This is a genomic window from Rhizobium sp. BK312 (genome assembly GCF_014193605.1).
In the GTDB taxonomy this organism is placed as follows: Bacteria; Pseudomonadota; Alphaproteobacteria; order Rhizobiales; family Rhizobiaceae; genus Rhizobium.
The window spans coordinates 215,186-234,060 of sequence record NZ_JACHZP010000009.1 but is presented as its reverse complement, the minus strand read 5'-3'; the positions used below and the strand labels follow the sequence as shown (position 1 = coordinate 234,060).

The window sequence follows — 18,875 nt, the reverse complement described above, 5'->3', positions numbered from 1 at the left end:
ACGCGCAGCCAGCTTCCGATCCGCTCTTTGACAGGAGGTGTCACCCGGAGATGTCTTCCCTGTATCTTGTGGTGATGGTGGCTGCAAACACTAAATATAGTATTAACAGCTTGTTGCCGCCAGTCCCCGCATATATTTTTTCGGCAGCCTCGATACCGGCACAAAAACCCTCACGGCGGGCCACCTGCATAGGTGAAACGCCTTGAATCCAAATCCGATTTCGAATTGAGAACCAGTCCTCGTAACCCCGCCTGGTCCAGTCGCCGCCGCAACGTCGTCCATTAACTTTGAAAGACCCGATTCCGTCAAGGGGTGGTTTGTAATGGATTGCTAACCACAATATCTTGTGGGCTTGCCTGTGGAAACTGGGGAAACGCCAGTAGAGCAAGAGATTCAAGAACTTGAGGGGGGATGCTCGCCCTTCGTGCGGCCGTTGGCGCTACAACTATTATCACCGCCGGTGTCGAAAGCGACAAAATTGTGACCGTGACCTGGATGCCATTGGCAGCACGGCAAAATCATGCCGTAGAGCATCATGATTCGCGTGGAAACCCTTGAATCCCACGCATTCCCATCAAAGCGACGTCCACTAAATCTAGTGGGCGCCGCAGCGCCCACCTCTATTACCGTTATTCGAATCATATTTCGGCATCGCGATCAGATCGGGCCTGATTCGCGCTGCCGGCAGCCGGTAGCTCAGCCGCGATGACCCTTGGCGATCGGTTCCTGGTAGGTGAAGCCCATGTCCCAGGGGAAGTAGATCCAGGTATCCTGGCTGACCTCTGTGATGAAGGTGTCGATCGTGGGAACGCCGGTCGGCTTGGCGTAGACGCAGGCGAAATGCGCCTTCGGCAGCAGGGCGCGAACTTCGAGGGCCGTTTTGCCGGTATCGGTGAGATCGTCGATGACGAGGACGCCTTCGCCGCCGTTGACCGACAGCTCTGGTGCGATGCCTTTGAGCAGGTTCATTTCGCCCTGGCTGGAATAGTCGTGATAGGAGGCGACACAGACCGTCTCGATCAGCCGGATATTGAGCTCGCGAGAGATGATGGCGGCCGGCACGAGGCCACCGCGGGTGATGCAGACGATTGCCTTGAATTCACGGTTGAGGCCGGCAAGCCGCCAGGCAAGGGCGCGCGCATCGCGATGGAACTGATCCCAGGATACGGGAAAGGCTTTATCGGGCAGGGACATGGCAGAAAGCTCCGGGGCATGGAATAGTGACGCACCGGCAGCGCCGGCGACCCTGAGCAGACCCCGCGCTGGGCGCAGACCAAGAACCAAATCCGGAACGCGATTCGCTTGCTATCTGCTTGAACAGGATCTCATCCGGGAAAAGCCTGGGCTTTTCGGGATCATGCCCCTTAGACCGCGCGAACGGTTCCCTGGCGGGAATTCTGTCATCGGTCGCTGCTTTCTGCTGGATTTGCTGGCAAAAGGCAATAGCTGCAGGGGGCGCAACCGGTGCACATTCACACCGGCTGCCACAGGAATTGAGTTTTCAGCCATTCAGCGGGCCAGCAGCGTCATCGCCGTCATCGATTGCAGCAGCGTGCGCGTCGTGCCGCCGAAGATCATCTGCCACAGCCAGGAATGCGTATAGGCGCCCATGACCAACAGGTCGATACTGTCGTCGGCCAGCCGGTTTTCGATGACCTGCGATGGCGTCGATTTGCCGGTGCAGGCTGCCGTCTCGAACTTGGCGCGCACGCCATGGCGCGTCAGCGCCGCGGCTATCCGCACACCGGTTTCCTTGGACGGATGCGGGTCCTTTTCCGATGTGCTGACGGAAAGGATCTCGACCGAATCCGCAGCCTTGAGGAAAGGCAGCGCATCAAAGATGGCGCGGGCCACTTCCTTGGAGCCGTTCCAGGCGATCAGCACGCGGCGGACGGGCTTCGGCTCCTTGAGAATGTAGGGAATCAACAGGACCGGCCGACCGCTGTCGAACAGGAAGGTTTCGACATCGACCTGAGTATCGGCATATTTCGACGGGTCGGGCTGCACGGCCACCAGAAGATCGGCGCTGCGCGCGCTTTCGATCAGCGGTTCGGTGCCGTAGCCGACCGAGCTGGCAAAGCTGTGCCACTCGTAATCGAGGCCTGCGGCCTCCATCTTCGAGCGGAACACCCGTTCGATTTCGACCGCCTGATTATGGGCGACGTCCTGAAGCGCCTGAACCGCAACAGGATCTGGAATCTCCATCGGAGCCACCAGCGGCACGGTCGAGACGATTTCCGCATGAAGCCCGACGACATGGGCGCCGTGCTCCTTCGCGAGCGCCGCGGAAAATGCGGCAGCGATGCGCGTATTGTCGGGATTGTCGAGAACGGTCACTATCGTTTTGTAGGACATGAAGAGATCTCCCATGCGGAAGGGTTGGATCGGATCATGATATCAGCATTCCGCTACAAGATAATGCTCTGAATGGCCTCAGGGTTCCCCGGAAGTACACGTCCTCGTTGAGATTCAGGCTTCAGCCGACTGATTTTCCTTGGCTTTCGATTGCCCGATGGCCTCGATCATCGCGCGCACTTCGGCTGCGACGCTTTCAACTAGTTCGGCGGAACGCCCGCGCACGACGATCTCGGTCGAAAAGAATTGGCCGACATAGCGCGGGTAGGAGCCGATGCTGGTATCCGGATGCGCCTTCTGGATGAGGCCGAGCGGCGTGCCGATCTCGCCCTCGCCATAGGGGCAGGAAATCGCTGTTGATAGCACCTTTGCGCCGGTCTTCAGCGTCGGGATGACATTGTCGAGCATCGCCTGGAAAACCTGCGGCACGCCGGCCATGACATAGACATTGCCGATGTTGAAGCCGGGAGCGGTCGAGACCGGATTGGCGATATGCTTCGATCCCACGGGCATGCGTGCCATGCGCTGGCGAGCCTCGGTGAATTCCATCTCGCGCCGGGCATACATTTCACCCATGATCCGCATGGCTTCGGCGTCATGCTCGCAGGGCACGCCGAAGGCCTTGGCGATGGCATCGGCGGTGATGTCGTCATGGGTCGGGCCGATGCCGCCTGACGTGAAGACGTAATCATATTGGCCGCGCAGGGCGTTCAGCGCCGATACGATGGCATCTTCATCGTCAGCGACGATGCGGACTTCCTTGAGGTCGATGCCGGCCATCAATAGCACATCGGCAAGATGGCCGATATTCTTGTCCTTGGTCCGGCCGGAGAGCAATTCATCGCCGATGGCGAGCATGGCGGCTGTGACAATGGTTTCGTTCGACATGAAGATATCCAGGACAATGCGCAGTCGGCGCGTTCAAAAAGGTCCGAGATAGGTAGCGCTGTTTGCAGCGAATGCAAACGCTCCTTTTGCTGGGCCGCTGGTCATCACAAGACGTTGCAAGTGAATTTCTGTCTATACAGGATGAACACTGCGTTCTGAGCGTGGGGGCTGCGCCCCTGTCGCATCGCTGATACAACATTCCTCGACATTCAACGCGTCCAACAAACGGGAGACGTACTCATGGCTAAGGTTCTGGTTCTCTATTATTCCGCTTACGGTCACATCGAGAAGATGGCCTATGCCGTCGCAGAAGGCGCAAAGTCGGCCGGTGCCGAAGTCACCGTCAAGCGCGTGCCGGAACTCGTTCCTGAAGAGGTCGCCAAGGCCTCGTACTTCAAGCTCGATCAGGAAGCCCCGATCGCAACCCCGGACGAACTGGCAGAATACGACGCCATCATCGTCGGCGCCGGCACCCGCTTCGGCACGGTCGCCTCGCAGATGCGCAATTTCTGGGATCAGACTGGCGGCCTCTGGTTCGGCGGCAAGCTCGTCGGCAAAGTCGGCTCGGTCTTCACCTCGTCGGCAACGCAGCACGGCGGCCAGGAGTCCACCATCCTCGGCTTCATCCCGACGCTCCTCCACCACGGCATGGCCGTCGTCGGTCTTCCTTATGCCTTCCAGGGCCAGATGGGCACGGAAGAAGTCAAGGGCGGCTCGCCCTACGGCGCCTCCACCATCACCAACGGTGACGGCTCGCGCCAGCCCTCCGAAATCGAACTGGAAGCCGCAAAGTATCAGGGCGCACACGTCGCCAAGATTGCTGCCAAGCTCACGGCTTGATTTGAAAGCTTTGCAAACGTCGAAGAGGCGCGGCAAAAGCTGCGCCTTTTTCGTTTGGACTTTGATAAAGTTTGATCTTGGTGCGGACGACGGGGGTCGAACCCGTACAGCCAAAGGCCGAGGGATTTTAAGTCCCTTGCGTCTACCAGTTTCGCCACGTCCGCGTGCCTTTCCCATCAAGCACTTGAGCGATTCAGTCAAGGAAATGTTTTGCAGGAAAGAGATCGATAGGTGCCGGCGTGGTGTGTGGCTCAGTGCCCCTTGAGAACGCTGACGAGCGCTGGCGTTACTTTCTTTTGCTGGAACATGGCCTTGAAATCGGCATAGCTGATCTTTCCAGCGACCACACCATTCATCAACCGCTGACAAAAGAGCCGCTTTGCTTCGCCCCTTTGGGATTTGACGTAGAATGCGATTTCATCGAGCGTTTCCGGTGGCAGGCGCTGCGACATACACTTGTCGATGACCTGCGCTCGTGCCGTCGGGCTTTCCTTCATAATGGGGATGTTCTTCTCGAAGCTTTTTTCCTGCGAGGCGCAGGAAGCAAGCACTGCAAGAGTGAAAGCGATTATAGCTGGGCGCATAAGGCGCATGACGATGTTCTCCCCTCGAATGAAACTGGGATAAGCATCCTTCACGCGATTCTCAATCCCGGGCGCAAGTATAAGTTAGTGCCTAGGGATAGGCGAAGCCCGCCGGAGCCGACGGATCGGTTTTAGGGCGGGCCTCTAACCATCATCATGATGGCTGTGTCATATTGGACGCGGGGGGAGCTTGGCTGTCAACTCGCAGATTTAGGAGTTTCCGCAGTCAGGGGCATAAATAGTTAATGACTCGTCAGTGCGGCGAATACCGCTATGACAGAACTGAAAGCGCGATAAACAGGCTTTCTTTGCTCATCTTTCCTGTGCCATAGCGGATGCGGATTGAATAAGGACGGATAGACCGTGGACCAACAGACTGTTCTCGAAGCTACAGAGGCCATGCGTGGCCTCTTTCCTGCAACGCCGCTGCAGCTGAACGAGCATCTTTCTGCCCGCTATGGCGCCGATATCTGGCTGAAGCGCGAAGATCTGACGCCGGTCCGCTCCTACAAGATCCGCGGCGCCTTCAATTTCTTCCGCAAGGTGATTGCCGAGGGCGGTACGGGAAAGACATTCGTCTGCGCATCCGCCGGCAATCACGCTCAGGGCTTTGCCTTCGTCTGCCGCCATTTCGGCGTACCTGGTGTGGTCTATATGCCCGTGACGACCCCGCAACAGAAAATCGACAAGACCCGCATCTTCGGCGGCGAGTTCATCACCATCAAGCTCTTCGGCGATTTCTTCGACCAGTGCTATCAGGCCGCGCACGAATACGTCGAAAAGATCGATGGTGTCATGGTGCCGCCTTTCGATCACGCTGATATCATCGAAGGGCAGGCGACGGTCGCAGCCGAGATCGCCGAGCAGCTGCCTGAGGGCGTTATCCCCGACCACGTTCTGCTTCCCGTCGGCGGTGGAGGCCTTGCAGCCGGGATCACTGGTTACTTTGCCGATACGCTTCCCCGTGACGCCTTCACCTTCGCCGAACCCGCCGGCGCGCCGAGCCTGCGCCGCAGTATCGAGGCGGGGCAGGTGGTTACGCTCGCCAAGGTCGACAATTTCGTGGATGGCGCTGCCGTCGGCCGTATCGGCGAGCTGAACTTCGCTGCGCTGAAGGGTTTCGCGGCTGAGCAGGTCAAGCTCATCGAGGAAAACGCCATCTGCGTCACCATCACCGATATGCTGAATGTCGAAGGCGTCGTATTGGAACCGGCAGGTGCGCTGGCGATCACGGCGCTGGAAAAGCTCGATCGCGACAGCATCCGCGGCAAGACCATCGTCGCCGTGGTCTCCGGTGGCAATTTCGACTTCGAGCGCCTGCCTGACGTCAAGGAACGCGCCATGCGCTATGCGGGCTTGAAGAAATACTTCATCCTGCGGCTCGCGCAGCGTCCCGGCGCGCTTCGCGATTTCCTCAATATGCTCGGGCCGGAAGACGATATCGCCCGCTTCGAATATCTGAAGAAGAGCGCCCGCAATTTCGGCTCCATCCTGATCGGCATCGAGACGAAGAATCCGGATAATTTCAAACAGCTTATCGCGAACTTTGAAAGTTCCGGCATGGGCTACGAGGACATCACCGAAAACGAGATCCTGGCAAACCTGATCATTTGACTTTGCGACCCTGCAACCTTCATGCTAAAGGCGATCCATGGCTTCGTTCTTTTCAAATATCCTTTCGATTTTCACCGGTGGCGCATCGCAGGCGGGCACTGAAAAGTCCGGCGGCTCGACAGTCAGCGTCGAACCCCAGGTGCATGCCGGCTGCACGATCTATGCGACGCCGCAGCGCGAGGGCAATCAGTTCCGCCTTATGGGCCGGATTGAGAAGGATGTGAACGGCGAGATCCTGGTGCGCAATTTTATCCGCGCCGATGTTTTTACATCCTCGGATGATGCTGTGGAATCGACCTTCCGCAAGGGCCAACAGATCATCGATCAAAACGGTGCCGGGCTCTTCGGCGATGGCGAAAAGGTTCGCCAAGTTTAATTATTGGCCGACGTAGAGCCGCATCAGTACAATCCTTGCGGTAGCCAGCTTTCCAGATAGGCTTCCATCGGCCTTCCCGACATGACCGTCGAAATCCAGGCGCGTCGTTCGAAATCAATGGCGACCAGCTCATACGCGCACGCCATGAGATCGCTCTTGGTGAATGAAAAGCTTGGTTGTCCGGAATAGTCCGATTGAGCAGCGAATTGCATGCAAACGCACTCGTTTACCCACCATTGCGTCAATAAGGTCTTTGCGCTGCTACCGTGATGAAGGACAACGAAGCCAGCGGAATAATGGGGCGTCACTTCCATGCGGCTAAGATTGGCTTCGACGAAAGAGCGTGCCGCAGTGATCAATTCCGGCTGCAGGAATTGATCTTTCTCCGAGGCGTGTGCAGAAATGCCGTAAGCCTTGATACGCCAGCCGGATATATGCCAAGTGCTTAAGCCTCGGAAATGTCGCGGCGTATACAACGGAATCAGCATCTTTTTTCTCTTTATACGGGCCGTCGCCGCCCAGCTGGCTGGCATTTTCGTGCGAAGAACGGCGCTAAAAAGAGGCTTGTCCGCTCGGGATCACAGCATTGCAAAAGTCGTCCATTGCGGCAATCGGTTTTGGCGCAAGGCCGCCTCTGCATCTGCTTTGGCGGCCCGTAACACTCAATGGCAATTAGTGGCTAATAGTTCGCAGGGCTTAAGCCGTGCGGAATATCTTTGCGCCAGCGGGGGCATTAACGGCGCCGCCGTCGACCGTGATTTCGATCGCCGTGACATTGGCGGAATCATCGGAGGCGAAATAGAGCGCGGCCTTGGCGATTTCATCGGCTTCGCTCATGCGGCCGAGCGCACTCAGGCCGCCAAAGCGCGCCTGCAGCGCATCCAGTGCCTCCGGCGTGGCTGCGCGCGGCTCCCAGATCGGTGTCTTGGTGGCGCCTGGCGTCACCTGGTTGACGCGGATGCCGCGGGGCGCAAGCTCGGAAGCGAGGTTGCGGGTCATGGCGCGAACGGCGCCCTTCGTGCCGGCATAGGCCGACGCGCCGGGAATGCCGAGGACGGCATGCACAGAGCCGTTCAGGATCACGGAGCCGCCATCGTTCAGATATGGTAGGGCCGCCTGCACGGTGAAGAAGACGCCGGTGAAATTGACGCGGACGATGGTTTCGAACTGCTCGAGCGTCGTCTTGCCGAGCGGGGTATCGCCGGCAATGCCGGCATTGGCAAAAACCACATCGAATTTCCCGAGCTTCTCCGCAGCTTCGGCAAAGGCCTTCTCCATGGCCGGGATATCGGTCGTGTCGGCCTGCAACGCCAGCACATCGCCGCCGAGTTGCTCGGCTGCCGCAGCCAGTGTCTTGGCGTTGCGGCCCGTTATGGCGACCTTGGCGCCTTCGGCGAGGAAGAGGCGGGCGGTGGCAAGGCCAATACCGCTGTTTCCGCCGGTGATGACGGCAACCTTGTTCTTGAGACGCATATTCGTAGCTCCTGTTGGCTTTTGTCACGATCTGGATTATGATCGTTATCTATAAGGATTATGATCGTAATCCATTTTGTCAAGCCGGGCATGAAAGGATTTTCGATGGGCCGCTCACAATTGGAAAAGCAGAAGACACACGAACGCATCGTGACGCTCGCCGCCAGGCGCCTGCGCGAGGAAGGATTGGAAGGGATCGGCGTCGCCGACCTCATGAAGGAGGCGGGGCTTACCGTCGGCGGCTTCTACAAGCACTTCGCCTCTCGCGATGAATTGGTCGCAGAAGCCGTCGAATCGGCGATCGGGTCATGGCGGCGGCGGCAGGAGGAAAAGGGGATCGTCCCCGAGACCATCTCGCTGAACGATTATGTCGATACCTATCTCAGCGAAGGGCATCGCGATCATTGCGGCGAGGGCTGCGCCTATGCGGCGCTGACGGCGGATTTGGCGCGTAGCAGCGACACGGTCCGCGCCGTTGCGACGGAAGGCCTGCGACGGAATTTCAATTCCATGACGGCGCGCATGCCGGAGCCGGAAACTGCCGAAGCAAGGCGAAAGGCGATCATCGCGTCGTGCCTGATGACCGGGGCGCTCGGCCTCGCACGCGTGGCGGATGACGAGGCTCTTTCGGCCGAAATTCTGGAGACCGTGAAGCAGTTCGTAAAGGCGCTGCCGCAGGCAAAATAGCAAAGCGGTCGGTTTTAACCGGCCGCCTGTGATCATCTGAATAAGTAATTGATTAAGCGGCGAGAGCCAGCTCGGAAGCGCGAGCCTGAGCAGCGCCGATAGCCTTCTCAGCAGCTTCCGGACCGAAGGCGACACCCTCGATGTAAACGGTCTCGACATCGGTAATGCCGATGAAGCCGAGAACCGACTTGAGGTAAGGAACGGCATGGTTCAGCGGTGCAGCTGGGCCTTGCGAGTAAACGCCGCCGGAAGCGAGCACGATGTAGGCCTTCTTGCCGGTGGCAAGGCCCTTCGGGCCGGTTTCCGTATAGGTGAAGGTGCGGCCGGCGCGGGCGATGTTGTCGATCCAGGTCTTCAGCGAGGAATAGATGTTGAAGTTGATGAGGCCGGTACCGATGACCAGCGTGTCTGCTGCGAGCAGCTCGTCGACAAGTGCGTCGGAAACCTTGACCAGTTCCTGCTGCTCGGGCGTGCGGGCGTCTGCCGGCGTGCGGATGGCGTCGGTGAACGGGCCGTCGATATGGGGCAGGTTGTCAGAAGCGAGGTCGCGCTTGACGAGCGTCTTGCCCGGGTTGTTGGACTTGATCTTCTCGGCCAGCTCGGTGGCGATCTTGGTGGAGAGCGAGTCCGGACGCGGGCTGGAGGTCAGAAGCAGAATGGAGGACATATCCGTTTTCCTTTTCAATAAGTTGCTAAATCGGCTGGGAGAGTCCGATCACGTTCGCCCCCATAAATAAGTCGTCAGTGCTATCGAGAAAAACTGTGATAATATGGATTGGAATTATCGATAGAATGGATGGCAGATGCTCCCCAATCCCACCCTTGACCAATTGCAGGTCTTTCTGACCGTCGCCGAGTCAGGCAGTTTCTCCGCCGCCTCGCGCGCGCTTAACCGCGCGCAGTCGGTCATCAGCTACACGATCGCCAATCTGGAGGCTCAGCTCGAAATGCCGCTGTTCGAGCGCTCAGGATCGCGCCAGCCGAAGCTGACGGATGCGGGCAGGGTGATGCTTGAGGATGCGCGCCGAATTCTTTCCGATCTGCAAGTGATGCGCGCCAGGGTGAAGGGTTTGAAGACCGGGCTCGAGGCGGAGGTGGCCGTCGCCATCAGTGTCATGGTGCCGGTTCATGCCACCGTCGACGTGCTGCGCGAATTCCGTGATCGTTTTCCTTACGTCTCCCTGCGGCTCGACACCGGCGAACTCGGCTCAATGCTGGAGCTTGTCACAAGCGGCAAGTCGACGATCGGTATCGGCGGCTCGGTTGTGAAACAGGATGATGCCCTGGTGATCGAGCGCATCGGACATTCCTTCATGATGCCGGTTGCTGCCCCGACGCATCCACTCGCTTTGCTGGGACGGCCGTTGACGCTTGCCGATGTACGCGAAGAAGTGCAATTGGTCGTCACCGACGCGTCAAACCTCACCAATGGCAAGGATTTCAACGTCCTGTCCTACAAGATCTGGCATCTGAGCGACATCGCCACCAAGCATCAGTTGATCCGGGGTGGTCTTGGCTGGGGCGGTCTGCCGGCCTCGTTCATCATGGAGGATCTGCAGAAGGGCAGGCTGGTGCCTTTGGCTCTCGATGCCTACGATCAGAGCGAATACCCGCTCTATGCCGTCCGCAAGGTCGACAATCCTCCGGGACCTGCTGCCGCATGGATGATCGAGGCTTTCCGCTCGCGCCTGGCGCGGTGCCCGAATCAGGAGGACTTCAAGTCCGCCGTCGAGATGTTCCATCCAGGCGACAAGCGTCTGGCAGCCGAGTGAAAAAAGTCCTCTCCTGGTTACCGTAGGCACGTGCTTCTGAGGCTTTTGGTGTCGTGAATTCCTTCTCCCCAACGGGGAGAAGGTGGCCCGAAGGGTCGGATGAGGGGGGCTGATGGCCTCGAATCCATCGGCTTTCGTATCCTTGGCAGCCCCCTCATCCGCCTGTCGGCACCTTCTCCCCGTTGGGGAGAAGGTGTGGAGCAGCAACGACCTCATTTCATACGTAACTGGCCTCTTTTTCCGGAAGAAGCAGCAGTCGTCAATGATTACAGCACCAGCCGGTAGTTGCGGAAGCCGTCCGCGCCTTCGCCGGCATCTTCGATCTTCACGCTCTTGACCTGATCAAGGAAATCCTTGGCCTTCGGCGAGCTCTGGAACCGGACGGTCGTGTCCGCCAGCGGCTTGAAGGTCCAGTTGCCGTCGGCGGTCGGGTTGATCGTGCCCTGCTCGTGGACATAGCGCACGATGACGTCGCGGTTGGTGTCCGGCGCCTGATAGACGACCTTGTCCGCCGCGATTTCCGGGAAGTTGCCGCCGCCGCCGGCGCGGTAGTTGTTGGTGACGACCAGGAACTTCTGCGCGGGGTCGATCGACTTGCCGTTGAACTGCAGGTTCTGGATGCGGTTTGCATCGGCATTCAGAACCTTGCCGTCATCGCCGAAGCGGCGTGGCTGCGAAAGGTCGATCTGGTAGGTGACGCCGTCGATGACATCGAAGTTGTAAGACGGGAAGCTATTGTTGATTAGATCCGCATCCTTGGCGCCGGGCTGCACCTGGTTAAACATCGCAGCCGACATTTCCAGCCAGTTCTTGACCTGCGCGCCGTTGATGACGACGGCCTGCACGGTGTTCGGGTAGAGGTAGAGATCGGCGACGTTCTTGATGGCGATATTGCCGGCGGGAACGTCGGTATAATAGTCGGCGCCGTTGCGGCCGCCGCATTTGAAGGGGGCAGCCGCCGAAAGAACCGGCAGGTCCTTGTACTGCGTCTCCTTCAATATGTTCTTGATATACCAGATCTGCGCCTGGCTGACGATCTGCACAGAGGGATCGTCGGCGACCAGGGCGAAGTAGGAATAGAGCGGCGCGGAGGTCTTGCCGACAGGTGTGCGGACATAGGTCAGGGTCGCTTCATGCTCGGCCTTGGCGGCTTCCACGACTTCCTTCTTGTCTGCGACATCGGCGACAACCTTCTTCTTGTCGTCGCGGTGGTAGATCGGGCGTGCCTCGGAAGTGAAGTCGACGATCTTCCAGCTCTTGCCGTCCTTTTCGAGCAGCAGGTCGATGAGGCCGAGATGCGAACCCCAGAAGCCGGCCATGACGGCAGGCTTGCCATGCAGCGTTCCCTTGACCGGATCGGCATCCTTGATGCCGTCCCAGGTCTTAGGGCCGGGGAAGACGAGATGCTGGTGGCCGGTGAAGACAGCGTCGATGCCGTCGACCGCGGCGACATAGAGCGAGGCGTTTTCCATCTTCTCGCTTGGGCCGCTGCCGTCGATGCCGGAATGCGAAAGAGCGATGACGATATCGGCGCCTTCGGCCTTCATGACCGGAACCCAGGCCTTGGCGGCTTCAACGATATCGCGCGTCTGTGCCTTGCCTTCGAGGTTCTTGATGTCCCAGAGCATGATCTGCGGCGGCACGAAGCCGATGAAGCCGATCTTGATCGGGCTTTCATTGCCGGCGCCATCCTTGATCTTCTTTTCGAGGATCAGATAGGGTTTGAAGAACAGGTCGTCCTTCGTCGGGTTGGAGGCGAGCTGACCCTTGGTTAGGTTGGCGCAGACGAAGGGGAAATTCGCGCCGGCCAGCACCTTGAACATGAAATCGAGGCCGTAGTTGAATTCGTGGTTGCCGAGCGTGCCCACGGAATAGCCGAGCGTATTCATCGCCTTGATAACCGGATGGACGTCGCCGTCCTTCATGCCGTGCTGATAGGCCATGTAGTCGCCCATCGGATTGCCCTGGAGCACATCGCCATTGTCGATGAGGAGCGAGTTGGTGGCTTCGGCGCGGATATTGTCGATGATCGTCGCGGTACGCGTCAGGCCCATCGTGTCGTTCGGCTTGTCGGCATAATAGTCATAGGGGAATACGTTGACATGAATGTCGGTCGTTTCCATGAGGCGCAGATGCGCCTGGTTGCTCGCCGCGCGGGCCGCGAAAGGATGCAGCACGATCAGCGCCGCCGTTGCACTGAGGCCTTGCAGCAGGGAACGGCGCGACATGCTGGGCAAATCCAGAATGGAAGACATAAGACACTCCTTCAACGATGGGGCTATGGTCCGTCGATCATCTCTCGGGCGAGGGAGATTAGGACGATTTTTGAAGGTGTGCACCAGTAATGTGACAGGCTTATTGTGGATCGTAGCCGGCTCAAGCCGACATGCCATCAACGTTTGAGAACCGGCTTCATGTCCTTGTGGAAAAAGCGGAAATAGGACGCGACCTTAGCCGATGCATTGGACGAGCGGTCGAATTCGATGCCGATGCGGCCGTTGTGAGCCCAGCGCACGAAACCATCCAGCAGGCCGATATCGTCGCATTCGACGCGAACCTTGCTGCCAGCGGCGGCATAAAGCGGCGCCTGCAGGTCGAGCGCGATGCCGCTTGTCGAAATGTCGACCACGCGGCCGGTGACAAGCTTGGTGAAATATCGAACCTGGCCCATGAGCCGCGCATGGTGGCGCGACGAGCCGCGTGTCTTGATTTTCAGATTGCCCTGAATGGGAGATTTCGAAGAGAACTGCATGATGTTATCCCGGCTCATCCGTCTTTTCCCGTTTTGGATATCAGATGTGCCTTGCGGGATGTTTAGCATAATCGCTAAAATTGTAGCCGGGCGTCCCGAATCGGTACCGCATCGCGATGGCCGCTGCGATCGGCGATCTGACTATGAGAGGTGCAGGATATGCGTATCGTTTCATTGAATGCATGGGGCGGTCGGCTGCATGAGCCGCTAATCCCCTATCTCGTTGATATCGATGCGGATGTTCTGTGCCTACAGGAAATGGTTCGCACGCAGGGAGCGGACGCCGAGTGGCTGGTCTATCGCGATCACGGCATCGAGCTCCTGCAGCGCGCCAATCTCTTCGAGGAACTGAAGGCTGCTTTGCCAGCTTACGATGCTTTCTTCCTCCCCGTAGCGCGAGGCGATCTTTTCGATGCGGACCGGCGATTCGATTCCGAGTTCGGACTGGCAACCTTCGTGCGCCGGACCTATCCGATCATCGGCCAGGCAGCCGGCTTCGTTCATGGTGAATTCTCGGCCGATGGCTATGGGCCTCATCCGCGTTCGCGCAATGCCCATTGCATCCGCCTGTTCGACTATGAGCGCGGCTATCCCATCACCATTGCGCATATGCACGGCCTGCGGGATCTCGAAGGCAAGGGCGATACGCCGGCCCGGCGCCATCAGGCGCATGCGCTGGTCGAGATCATTCGCCAGGTTCGGAAAGAGGGCGACCGGCTGGTCGTTTGCGGTGACTTCAACGTGTTGCCGGATAGCGAGACCTTCAAGATCCTCGGCAGCCTGGGCCTTGTCGATCTCGTCACTTCACGGGGACATGACGACACGCGCACCTCGCATTACAAGAAGCAGCCGCGTTTTGCCGACTACATGCTGGTGACTTCGAATGTCGAGGTCATCCGTTTCGATCCTGTAGCCGAGCCCGAGGTGTCCGATCATCGGGCATTGCTGCTGGATATGCGCTGACGAAGATCACAAGCCCACATTCGGCCGGTCGATGATCTCGCGCAGTGCAAAGCTGGAATTGATTTTTACGACGTGAGGCAGAGCGGAGAGCCAGTCGCGATGGATGCGCTCGTAGTCCTCGAGGTCGCGCGCGGCGACGCGCAATATGTAATCGTATTCGCCCGACATGAGGTAGCAAGACAGCACATTGGGGCAGCGCTTCACCGCCGTCTCGAATTCCGAAAGCGTCTTGGCGAACTGGCCTGACAGCGAGATGTGCACGAAGGCGATCATCTTGTAATCAAGCGCCTTGTGCGAGAGATGCGCGTGATAGCCGTCGATGACGCCGCTCTTTTCCAGGATATCGAGCCGCCGCGAACAGGCCGAGGGCGAAAGACTGACCTTCTCGGCCAATTCCGCATTGGTGATCCTGGCGTTCTGCTGCAGCATCCGAAGAATCGAATGATCTATGGCGTCTAGGTCGGACATTCGAAGATCTTTCGAAAAAACTCCTGTTCGCGCAATAAATCACGAAAAATGACTGCAGCGCAAATCGTCTTTGCAAGGACATTGCGGGGCGGTGGTGGTCTGATTTCAGTTGGAGAAAAAGAAAGACGCAAAAACATTCGAGGAGGAATGAAATGCGCGTTGGTTGCCCGAAGGAAATCAAGAACCACGAGTACCGCGTCGGCCTGACGCCGGCATCCGTTCGCGAATATGTCGCCCACGGCCATGAAGTTTGGGTAGAAACGAAAGCCGGTGCCGGCATCGGCGCCGATGATCACGCCTATGCGGCCGCCGGCGCCAAAATCGCCCCGAGCGCCAAGGATATTTTCGAGAAGTGCGACATGATCGTGAAGGTCAAGGAGCCGCAGCCCTTGGAGTGGGCGCAACTCCGTGACGGACAGCTTCTTTACACCTATCTGCATCTCGCGCCCGATCCGGAACAGACCAAGGGCCTGCTCGCATCAGGCGTTACAGCTGTCGCCTATGAAACCGTAACAGACGAGCGCGGCGGCCTGCCGCTGCTGGCGCCGATGTCGGAGGTTGCTGGCCGGCTGTCGATCCAGGCGGGTGCGACAGCTCTGCAAAAGGCCAATGGCGGGCTTGGCATCCTGCTCGGCGGCGTGCCGGGGGTGTTGCCGGCCAAGGTGACGATTATCGGCGGCGGTGTCGTCGGCCTGCATGCCGCCAAGATGGCAGCCGGCCTCGGTGCAGACGTCAGCATTCTCGATCGCTCGCTGCCGCGCCTGCGCCAGCTTGACGATATCTTCAACGGCCGCGTCCATACCCGCTATTCCAGCATCCAGGCATTGGAAGAAGAGGTCTTTTCCGCCGATCTTATCATTGGTGCCGTGCTGATCCCCGGTGCTGCCGCGCCGAAGCTGGTCACGCGCGAAATGCTGTCGGGCATGAAGCAGGGTTCCGTTATCGTCGACGTCGCCATCGACCAGGGCGGCTGTTTCGAGACCTCTCATGCGACGACGCATTCCGATCCGACCTATGTGGTGGAAGGTGTCGTGCATTATTGCGTCGCCAACATGCCGGGTGCGGTTCCTGTTACTTCCGCCCATGCCTTGAACAACGCCACGATCTATCACGGCCTCGCTTTGGCCGATCGTGGCTTGCGCGCTATTGCGGAAGACAAGCACCTCCGCAATGGCCTCAACGTCCATAAGGGCCGCATCACCAACAAGGCGGTAGCCGAAGCGCTCGGTTATGAAGCCGTTGCGCCGGAAAGCATTCTGAACGTCGCGTAAAGCCCATCACGCGTACGTCAGATGGAGGTGCCGGCATCCGCGTATGCCGGCGCTCCTATTTTGTCGATTCGGCATTGGTAGCAATTGTTGCGCGCCGAGCGGACATGGACATAGGCAATGTCGGGGCGCTCAAGCAGCGAGGCCGCATAAACAGCAATATCGCCGGTCGGCGTCACTGCACCAGTCCCGTAGACGATGCGGTCGCTCCTGCCATAGCCACGCACGATGAAATCCCGGCTGCTCGCCAGCACAGGCGGCAGGATCTCTTCCGCCTCGTAGCGCCGGCACGGCGTCTTATGCAGGAAGATCGGACCTGTTTCCGCATAGGGCTGCAGTTCCGGGAAGGGGCGATAGGCGAAGACGAGCAGCTCTTCGCCGGCATCGATATTGCGCAGGCAGTGACGGCAGGGATGGCCCGGACCATCGGAAATCATGGTCTCCGGCTGGTGACCGTAGGCATCCACGCCGCCGCTCCAAAGAGCTTCGGCGTCAGAGGTAGGCATGGCTGCAAAGGCGATGGAAGGCATGGCAAAGCTCCTTTCGAGATCTGCCATGTGATGCTCTTAAACAAAGCGCGAAACCACCCGATTCCTGCCATCTCGAAGAGTCAGCCCTTCTTCGCGAGTTCCAGCAGTTCCTTGTCGCTCAAGGGCCGCACGATGCCTTCTCCGGTCGAGATCGGCGAGAATCCGAACATCTGGTAGAGCTGCAACGCCCTGGGATGATCGAGATTGTTCGTCGTTGTCACGATGCGTTGCGGGTTCAACGTCCAGATGGCGTAGAGCGACTGCAGCAGGAACCATTTGCCGATGCCGAGGCCGAGCGCATTTTCGATGAGCCCGAAATGGCTGAGCTCGATCGTGTCCTCGTCCTGCCGGAAATATTCGAAGAATCCTCCTGGAGCGCCGTTGACGTAAAGCACACTGATATCGTTGCGCTGGTCGTGAAGAATAGCGGTCAGCTGCCCGTCAGAGAGGCGCAGACGCTCCACCCAGTGCCAGCGGGCGCCGACCTGGCGATAGAGATAGCGATAGAAGGGCAGCGGGATGCCAGGCGCCCGCATGATCGCGGTCTGGATATTGACCGGCACCGGCAAGCTTGTCTTGGGCGGCGCGCTCATTTCCAGACGGGTAATGTGGACTTTGATCGATGAGGGCGTCTTCACGGCGGCGGCGCTCAATCTTGACCGGTGACGATAGGCGTATCCGCCCGGCTGCCCCATTCCGACCAGGAGCCGTCATAGAGCTTGTTGTTGCCGTGGTCGAGGGATTCGAGCGCCAGCGTGATGATGGCGGCGGTAATGCCGGAGCCGCAGGTCGTCACCACGGGCTTTTCGAGATCTATGCCGGCCTTCTCGATGGTTTCCCTCAATTCCGGCAGCGACTTGAACTTGCCGTTCGTGGCGAAGACGCCGGATGGCAGACTTCTTGCGCCAGGCATATGACCGGAACGCATGCCTTCGCGCGGCTCAGGCTCGGTTGCGGCAAAGCGACCGGCGCTGCGAGCATCGGCGATCTGCCGGGAACGGTTGTCGACGATTTCTCGCATCTCGTCGAGCGAGACGACGCGGCTGGCGTTGAACTTCGGCTTGAACGTTGCGGGCGCAAAGGCAGGCGTCGCCGTTTCCAGTGGCCGCCCTTCGGCCTTCCAGCCATCCCGACCGCCATCGAGCACGAAGACGTTTGGGGCGCCCATGACGATATGGAACAGCCACCAGACGCGCGGGGAGGCGAACAGGCCCGGACCGTCATAGATGACGATGCGGTCGTTTTCGCTGATACCGAGCTTGCCGACTTCAGCGGCGAAAAACTCGGGCGAGGGGACCATATGCGGCAGGTTGGTCGAATGATCCGCAATCTTGTCCTGGTCGAAGCGGATGGCGCCGGGAATATGGCCGCTGGCATATTCGGCGTCGGCATCGCGCTTCTGTGCCGGCAGATAAAAGGATGCATCGAGGATGCGCAGGTTCTTGGCGCCCAGCTCGCTCTGCAGCCAGTCGGCGGATACGACGAAACGGCTCTTGTCCGCTGCCATGATGATCACTCCCTGCTTTGGTTTATTGGTCTTGATATCGAGATATAGGCGCTTACCCGGTCAATTCTCGTCGGTCGGCGCGCCGAAACGAATGCGGAAGCGGCGGTTTTCCTTGCCCTTCTTCTCGATCTTGGCGATGTGGATCGCGCCGACCTCCTGCGTTTCCGACACATGCGTGCCGCCGCAAGGCTGGCTGTCGATGGCCGAATCCTCGCCGATGCAGACGAGACTGACGCGGCCAAGGCCTATCGGCGGGCGCACATTCTTGGATTTGACGATGCCCGGATTGGCGATCAGCTCCTCGTCGGTAATCCAGCGGACGAAGACGGGATGGTTCTCATTAACGAGCGCCATCATCTTCGCCGTCACTTCATCCTTGTCGATCGTCTCGCCCATGTCGAAATCGACCCGGCTCTCATCCTCGCCGACCGCCGCGCCCGTGATCGGATAGGGGCAGACCACCGAGAGGAGATGGCAGGCCGTATGCATGCGCATCAGCTTGTAGCGGCGCGCCCAGTCGATATGCAGCACCAGCTTCTCACCGACGATGGGCAAGGGCTGATTTTCGAGCGGGACATGAATGATGATGTCCTTGATCGGCCCATGCTTCGTTTGACCGAGCATGATCCTCGAGCCGTCGCCGCGCTCGAGGAAACCGGTATCGCCAGGCTGACCGCCCGAAGTCGCATAAAAACAGGTCTGATCGAGCTCGATGCCCCCGTCTTCGTGGATCGCGGTAACGACTGCTTCGGCCGTCGATAGATAGAAATCGTCACGATAGAGGGCATGGACGGTCAT

The 18,875-nt window shown here is 59.0% G+C and carries 21 protein-coding genes and 1 tRNA gene; 7 read left to right on the top strand and 15 right to left on the bottom strand.

The features are described from left to right. Positions 1-696: 696 nt before the first annotated feature. The 3 genes from gpt to FHT85_RS24285 all read right to left on the bottom strand — a co-directional run bounded on the left by gpt (position 697) and on the right by FHT85_RS24285 (position 3,243). Positions 697-1,194: a xanthine phosphoribosyltransferase gene (gene gpt / locus FHT85_RS24295; protein WP_015339639.1), complete on the bottom strand. Its 498-nt coding sequence runs from the start codon at positions 1,192-1,194 to the stop codon at positions 697-699. A 315-nt stretch (positions 1,195-1,509) separates the two neighbouring features. Then, positions 1,510-2,355 carry a universal stress protein gene (locus FHT85_RS24290; RefSeq protein ID WP_112412076.1) on the bottom strand — a complete coding sequence of 282 codons (846 nt, stop codon included), beginning with the start codon at positions 2,353-2,355 and terminating at the stop codon, positions 1,510-1,512. A gap of 114 nt (positions 2,356-2,469) precedes the next feature. After that, on the bottom strand, positions 2,470-3,243 hold the full coding sequence (locus FHT85_RS24285) for a competence/damage-inducible protein A (RefSeq protein WP_112399781.1): 774 nt from the start codon (positions 3,241-3,243) through the stop codon (positions 2,470-2,472). Between the two features lie 240 nt (positions 3,244-3,483). On the opposite strand from FHT85_RS24285, the gene wrbA reads away from it, so the two are divergent. Continuing rightward, positions 3,484-4,083: an NAD(P)H:quinone oxidoreductase type IV gene (gene wrbA, locus FHT85_RS24280; RefSeq protein WP_112412077.1), complete on the top strand. Its 600-nt coding sequence runs from the start codon at positions 3,484-3,486 to the stop codon at positions 4,081-4,083. Between the two features lie 78 nt (positions 4,084-4,161). Here wrbA and FHT85_RS24275 read toward each other — a convergent pair. Both FHT85_RS24275 and FHT85_RS24270 read right to left on the bottom strand, forming a co-directional pair. After that, positions 4,162-4,247, bottom strand: a tRNA-Leu gene (locus FHT85_RS24275). Between the two features lie 87 nt (positions 4,248-4,334). Beyond that, the gene (locus FHT85_RS24270) at positions 4,335-4,676 is read right to left on the bottom strand and encodes a hypothetical protein (RefSeq protein ID WP_112412078.1); all 342 of its coding nucleotides are present in this window, start codon (positions 4,674-4,676) and stop codon (positions 4,335-4,337) included. A 354-nt stretch (positions 4,677-5,030) separates the two neighbouring features. Here FHT85_RS24270 and ilvA point away from each other — a divergent pair, with 354 nt between their 5' ends. Together ilvA and FHT85_RS24260 are read left to right on the top strand one after the other, a co-directional pair. Then, positions 5,031-6,281 (top strand): threonine ammonia-lyase IlvA, encoded by a 1,251-nt coding sequence (gene ilvA, locus FHT85_RS24265; RefSeq protein ID WP_112412079.1) that lies wholly within the window; start codon positions 5,031-5,033, stop codon positions 6,279-6,281. Positions 6,282-6,318: 37 nt separating this feature from the next. Beyond that, the gene (locus FHT85_RS24260) at positions 6,319-6,657 is read left to right on the top strand and encodes an HlyU family transcriptional regulator (protein ID WP_015339645.1); all 339 of its coding nucleotides are present in this window, start codon (positions 6,319-6,321) and stop codon (positions 6,655-6,657) included. A 23-nt stretch (positions 6,658-6,680) separates the two neighbouring features. Here the strand turns inward: FHT85_RS24260 and FHT85_RS24255 are convergent, their stop codons facing one another. Continuing rightward, positions 6,681-7,145, bottom strand: a complete 465-nt coding sequence (locus FHT85_RS24255) for a hypothetical protein (protein ID WP_112412080.1) — start codon at positions 7,143-7,145, stop codon at positions 6,681-6,683. Positions 7,146-7,353: 208 nt separating this feature from the next. Beyond that, positions 7,354-8,130 (bottom strand): SDR family NAD(P)-dependent oxidoreductase, encoded by a 777-nt coding sequence (locus FHT85_RS24250; RefSeq protein ID WP_112412081.1) that lies wholly within the window; start codon positions 8,128-8,130, stop codon positions 7,354-7,356. 105 nt (positions 8,131-8,235) lie between these two features. On the opposite strand from FHT85_RS24250, the gene FHT85_RS24245 reads away from it, so the two are divergent. Then, the gene (locus FHT85_RS24245; protein ID WP_112412147.1) at positions 8,236-8,817 is read left to right on the top strand and encodes a TetR/AcrR family transcriptional regulator; all 582 of its coding nucleotides are present in this window, start codon (positions 8,236-8,238) and stop codon (positions 8,815-8,817) included. Between the two features lie 52 nt (positions 8,818-8,869). Here FHT85_RS24245 and FHT85_RS24240 read toward each other — a convergent pair whose 3' ends face one another. Continuing rightward, complete coding sequence (locus FHT85_RS24240; RefSeq protein ID WP_112412082.1) at positions 8,870-9,484, bottom strand: FMN-dependent NADH-azoreductase; 615 nt, start codon at positions 9,482-9,484, stop codon at positions 8,870-8,872. A 136-nt stretch (positions 9,485-9,620) separates the two neighbouring features. Here FHT85_RS24240 and FHT85_RS24235 point away from each other — a divergent pair, with 136 nt between their 5' ends. After that, positions 9,621-10,589, top strand: a complete 969-nt coding sequence (locus FHT85_RS24235) for a LysR family transcriptional regulator (RefSeq protein ID WP_112337431.1) — start codon at positions 9,621-9,623, stop codon at positions 10,587-10,589. A 266-nt stretch (positions 10,590-10,855) separates the two neighbouring features. Here the strand turns inward: FHT85_RS24235 and FHT85_RS24230 are convergent, their stop codons facing one another. Together FHT85_RS24230 and FHT85_RS24225 are read right to left on the bottom strand one after the other, a co-directional pair. Further along, entirely contained in the window at positions 10,856-12,844 is a 1,989-nt protein-coding gene (locus FHT85_RS24230; RefSeq protein WP_112412083.1) for a bifunctional 2',3'-cyclic-nucleotide 2'-phosphodiesterase/3'-nucleotidase, read from the bottom strand. A 137-nt stretch (positions 12,845-12,981) separates the two neighbouring features. Beyond that, on the bottom strand, positions 12,982-13,359 hold the full coding sequence (locus tag FHT85_RS24225; protein WP_246780075.1) for a PilZ domain-containing protein: 378 nt from the start codon (positions 13,357-13,359) through the stop codon (positions 12,982-12,984). Between the two features lie 141 nt (positions 13,360-13,500). Between FHT85_RS24225 and FHT85_RS24220 the strand changes: the two genes are divergently transcribed. Further along, complete coding sequence (locus FHT85_RS24220; protein ID WP_112412084.1) at positions 13,501-14,304, top strand: endonuclease/exonuclease/phosphatase family protein; 804 nt, start codon at positions 13,501-13,503, stop codon at positions 14,302-14,304. Between the two features lie 6 nt (positions 14,305-14,310). On the opposite strand, the gene FHT85_RS24215 is transcribed toward FHT85_RS24220, so the two are convergent. After that, positions 14,311-14,772, bottom strand: coding sequence for an Lrp/AsnC family transcriptional regulator (locus tag FHT85_RS24215; RefSeq protein ID WP_112412085.1), 462 nt, complete (start codon positions 14,770-14,772; stop codon positions 14,311-14,313). Between the two features lie 152 nt (positions 14,773-14,924). Here FHT85_RS24215 and ald point away from each other — a divergent pair, with 152 nt between their 5' ends. Further along, entirely contained in the window at positions 14,925-16,043 is a 1,119-nt protein-coding gene (gene ald, locus FHT85_RS24210; RefSeq protein WP_112412086.1) for an alanine dehydrogenase, read from the top strand. A gap of 17 nt (positions 16,044-16,060) precedes the next feature. Here the strand turns inward: ald and FHT85_RS24205 are convergent, their stop codons facing one another. The 4 genes from FHT85_RS24205 to FHT85_RS24190 all read right to left on the bottom strand — a co-directional run bounded on the left by FHT85_RS24205 (position 16,061) and on the right by FHT85_RS24190 (position 18,875). Next, positions 16,061-16,570, bottom strand: a complete 510-nt coding sequence (locus tag FHT85_RS24205) for a DUF1203 domain-containing protein (RefSeq protein WP_112412148.1) — start codon at positions 16,568-16,570, stop codon at positions 16,061-16,063. 80 nt (positions 16,571-16,650) lie between these two features. Continuing rightward, complete coding sequence (locus FHT85_RS24200; RefSeq protein WP_112412087.1) at positions 16,651-17,265, bottom strand: GNAT family N-acetyltransferase; 615 nt, start codon at positions 17,263-17,265, stop codon at positions 16,651-16,653. Beyond that, the gene (gene sseA, locus FHT85_RS24195) at positions 17,220-18,077 is read right to left on the bottom strand and encodes a 3-mercaptopyruvate sulfurtransferase (RefSeq protein WP_112412088.1); all 858 of its coding nucleotides are present in this window, start codon (positions 18,075-18,077) and stop codon (positions 17,220-17,222) included. The genes FHT85_RS24200 and sseA overlap by 46 nt, the downstream gene beginning before the upstream one ends. Positions 18,078-18,137: 60 nt before the next feature. Then, complete coding sequence (locus FHT85_RS24190; RefSeq protein ID WP_112399777.1) at positions 18,138-18,875, bottom strand: alanyl-tRNA editing protein; 738 nt, start codon at positions 18,873-18,875, stop codon at positions 18,138-18,140.

Excerpts from the sequence above, each read along its gene's own strand:
- FHT85_RS24260 (WP_015339645.1), top strand. The coding sequence starts at position 6,319 with ATGGCTTCGTTCTTTTCAAATATCCTTTCGATTTTCACCGGTGGCGCA.
- wrbA (WP_112412077.1), top strand. The coding sequence starts at position 3,484 with ATGGCTAAGGTTCTGGTTCTCTATTATTCCGCTTACGGTCACATCGAG.
- FHT85_RS24225 (WP_246780075.1), bottom strand. The coding sequence starts at position 13,359 with ATGAGCCGGGATAACATCATGCAGTTCTCTTCGAAATCTCCCATTCAG.
- FHT85_RS24205 (WP_112412148.1), bottom strand. The coding sequence starts at position 16,570 with ATGCCTTCCATCGCCTTTGCAGCCATGCCTACCTCTGACGCCGAAGCT.
- FHT85_RS24220 (WP_112412084.1), top strand. The coding sequence starts at position 13,501 with ATGCGTATCGTTTCATTGAATGCATGGGGCGGTCGGCTGCATGAGCCG.
- FHT85_RS24235 (WP_112337431.1), top strand. The coding sequence starts at position 9,621 with ATGCTCCCCAATCCCACCCTTGACCAATTGCAGGTCTTTCTGACCGTC.
- FHT85_RS24285 (WP_112399781.1), bottom strand. The coding sequence starts at position 3,243 with ATGTCGAACGAAACCATTGTCACAGCCGCCATGCTCGCCATCGGCGAT.
- FHT85_RS24240 (WP_112412082.1), bottom strand. The coding sequence starts at position 9,484 with ATGTCCTCCATTCTGCTTCTGACCTCCAGCCCGCGTCCGGACTCGCTC.
- FHT85_RS24290 (WP_112412076.1), bottom strand. The coding sequence starts at position 2,355 with ATGTCCTACAAAACGATAGTGACCGTTCTCGACAATCCCGACAATACG.
- ald (WP_112412086.1), top strand. The coding sequence starts at position 14,925 with ATGCGCGTTGGTTGCCCGAAGGAAATCAAGAACCACGAGTACCGCGTC.
- FHT85_RS24230 (WP_112412083.1), bottom strand. The coding sequence starts at position 12,844 with ATGTCTTCCATTCTGGATTTGCCCAGCATGTCGCGCCGTTCCCTGCTG.
- FHT85_RS24190 (WP_112399777.1), bottom strand. The coding sequence starts at position 18,875 with ATGACCGTCCATGCCCTCTATCGTGACGATTTCTATCTATCGACGGCC.
- FHT85_RS24270 (WP_112412078.1), bottom strand. The coding sequence starts at position 4,676 with ATGCGCCTTATGCGCCCAGCTATAATCGCTTTCACTCTTGCAGTGCTT.
- FHT85_RS24215 (WP_112412085.1), bottom strand. The coding sequence starts at position 14,772 with ATGTCCGACCTAGACGCCATAGATCATTCGATTCTTCGGATGCTGCAG.
- gpt (WP_015339639.1), bottom strand. The coding sequence starts at position 1,194 with ATGTCCCTGCCCGATAAAGCCTTTCCCGTATCCTGGGATCAGTTCCAT.
- FHT85_RS24250 (WP_112412081.1), bottom strand. The coding sequence starts at position 8,130 with ATGCGTCTCAAGAACAAGGTTGCCGTCATCACCGGCGGAAACAGCGGT.
- sseA (WP_112412088.1), bottom strand. The coding sequence starts at position 18,077 with ATGGCAGCGGACAAGAGCCGTTTCGTCGTATCCGCCGACTGGCTGCAG.
- FHT85_RS24245 (WP_112412147.1), top strand. The coding sequence starts at position 8,236 with ATGGGCCGCTCACAATTGGAAAAGCAGAAGACACACGAACGCATCGTG.
- FHT85_RS24255 (WP_112412080.1), bottom strand. The coding sequence starts at position 7,145 with ATGCTGATTCCGTTGTATACGCCGCGACATTTCCGAGGCTTAAGCACT.
- FHT85_RS24200 (WP_112412087.1), bottom strand. The coding sequence starts at position 17,265 with ATGGGGCAGCCGGGCGGATACGCCTATCGTCACCGGTCAAGATTGAGC.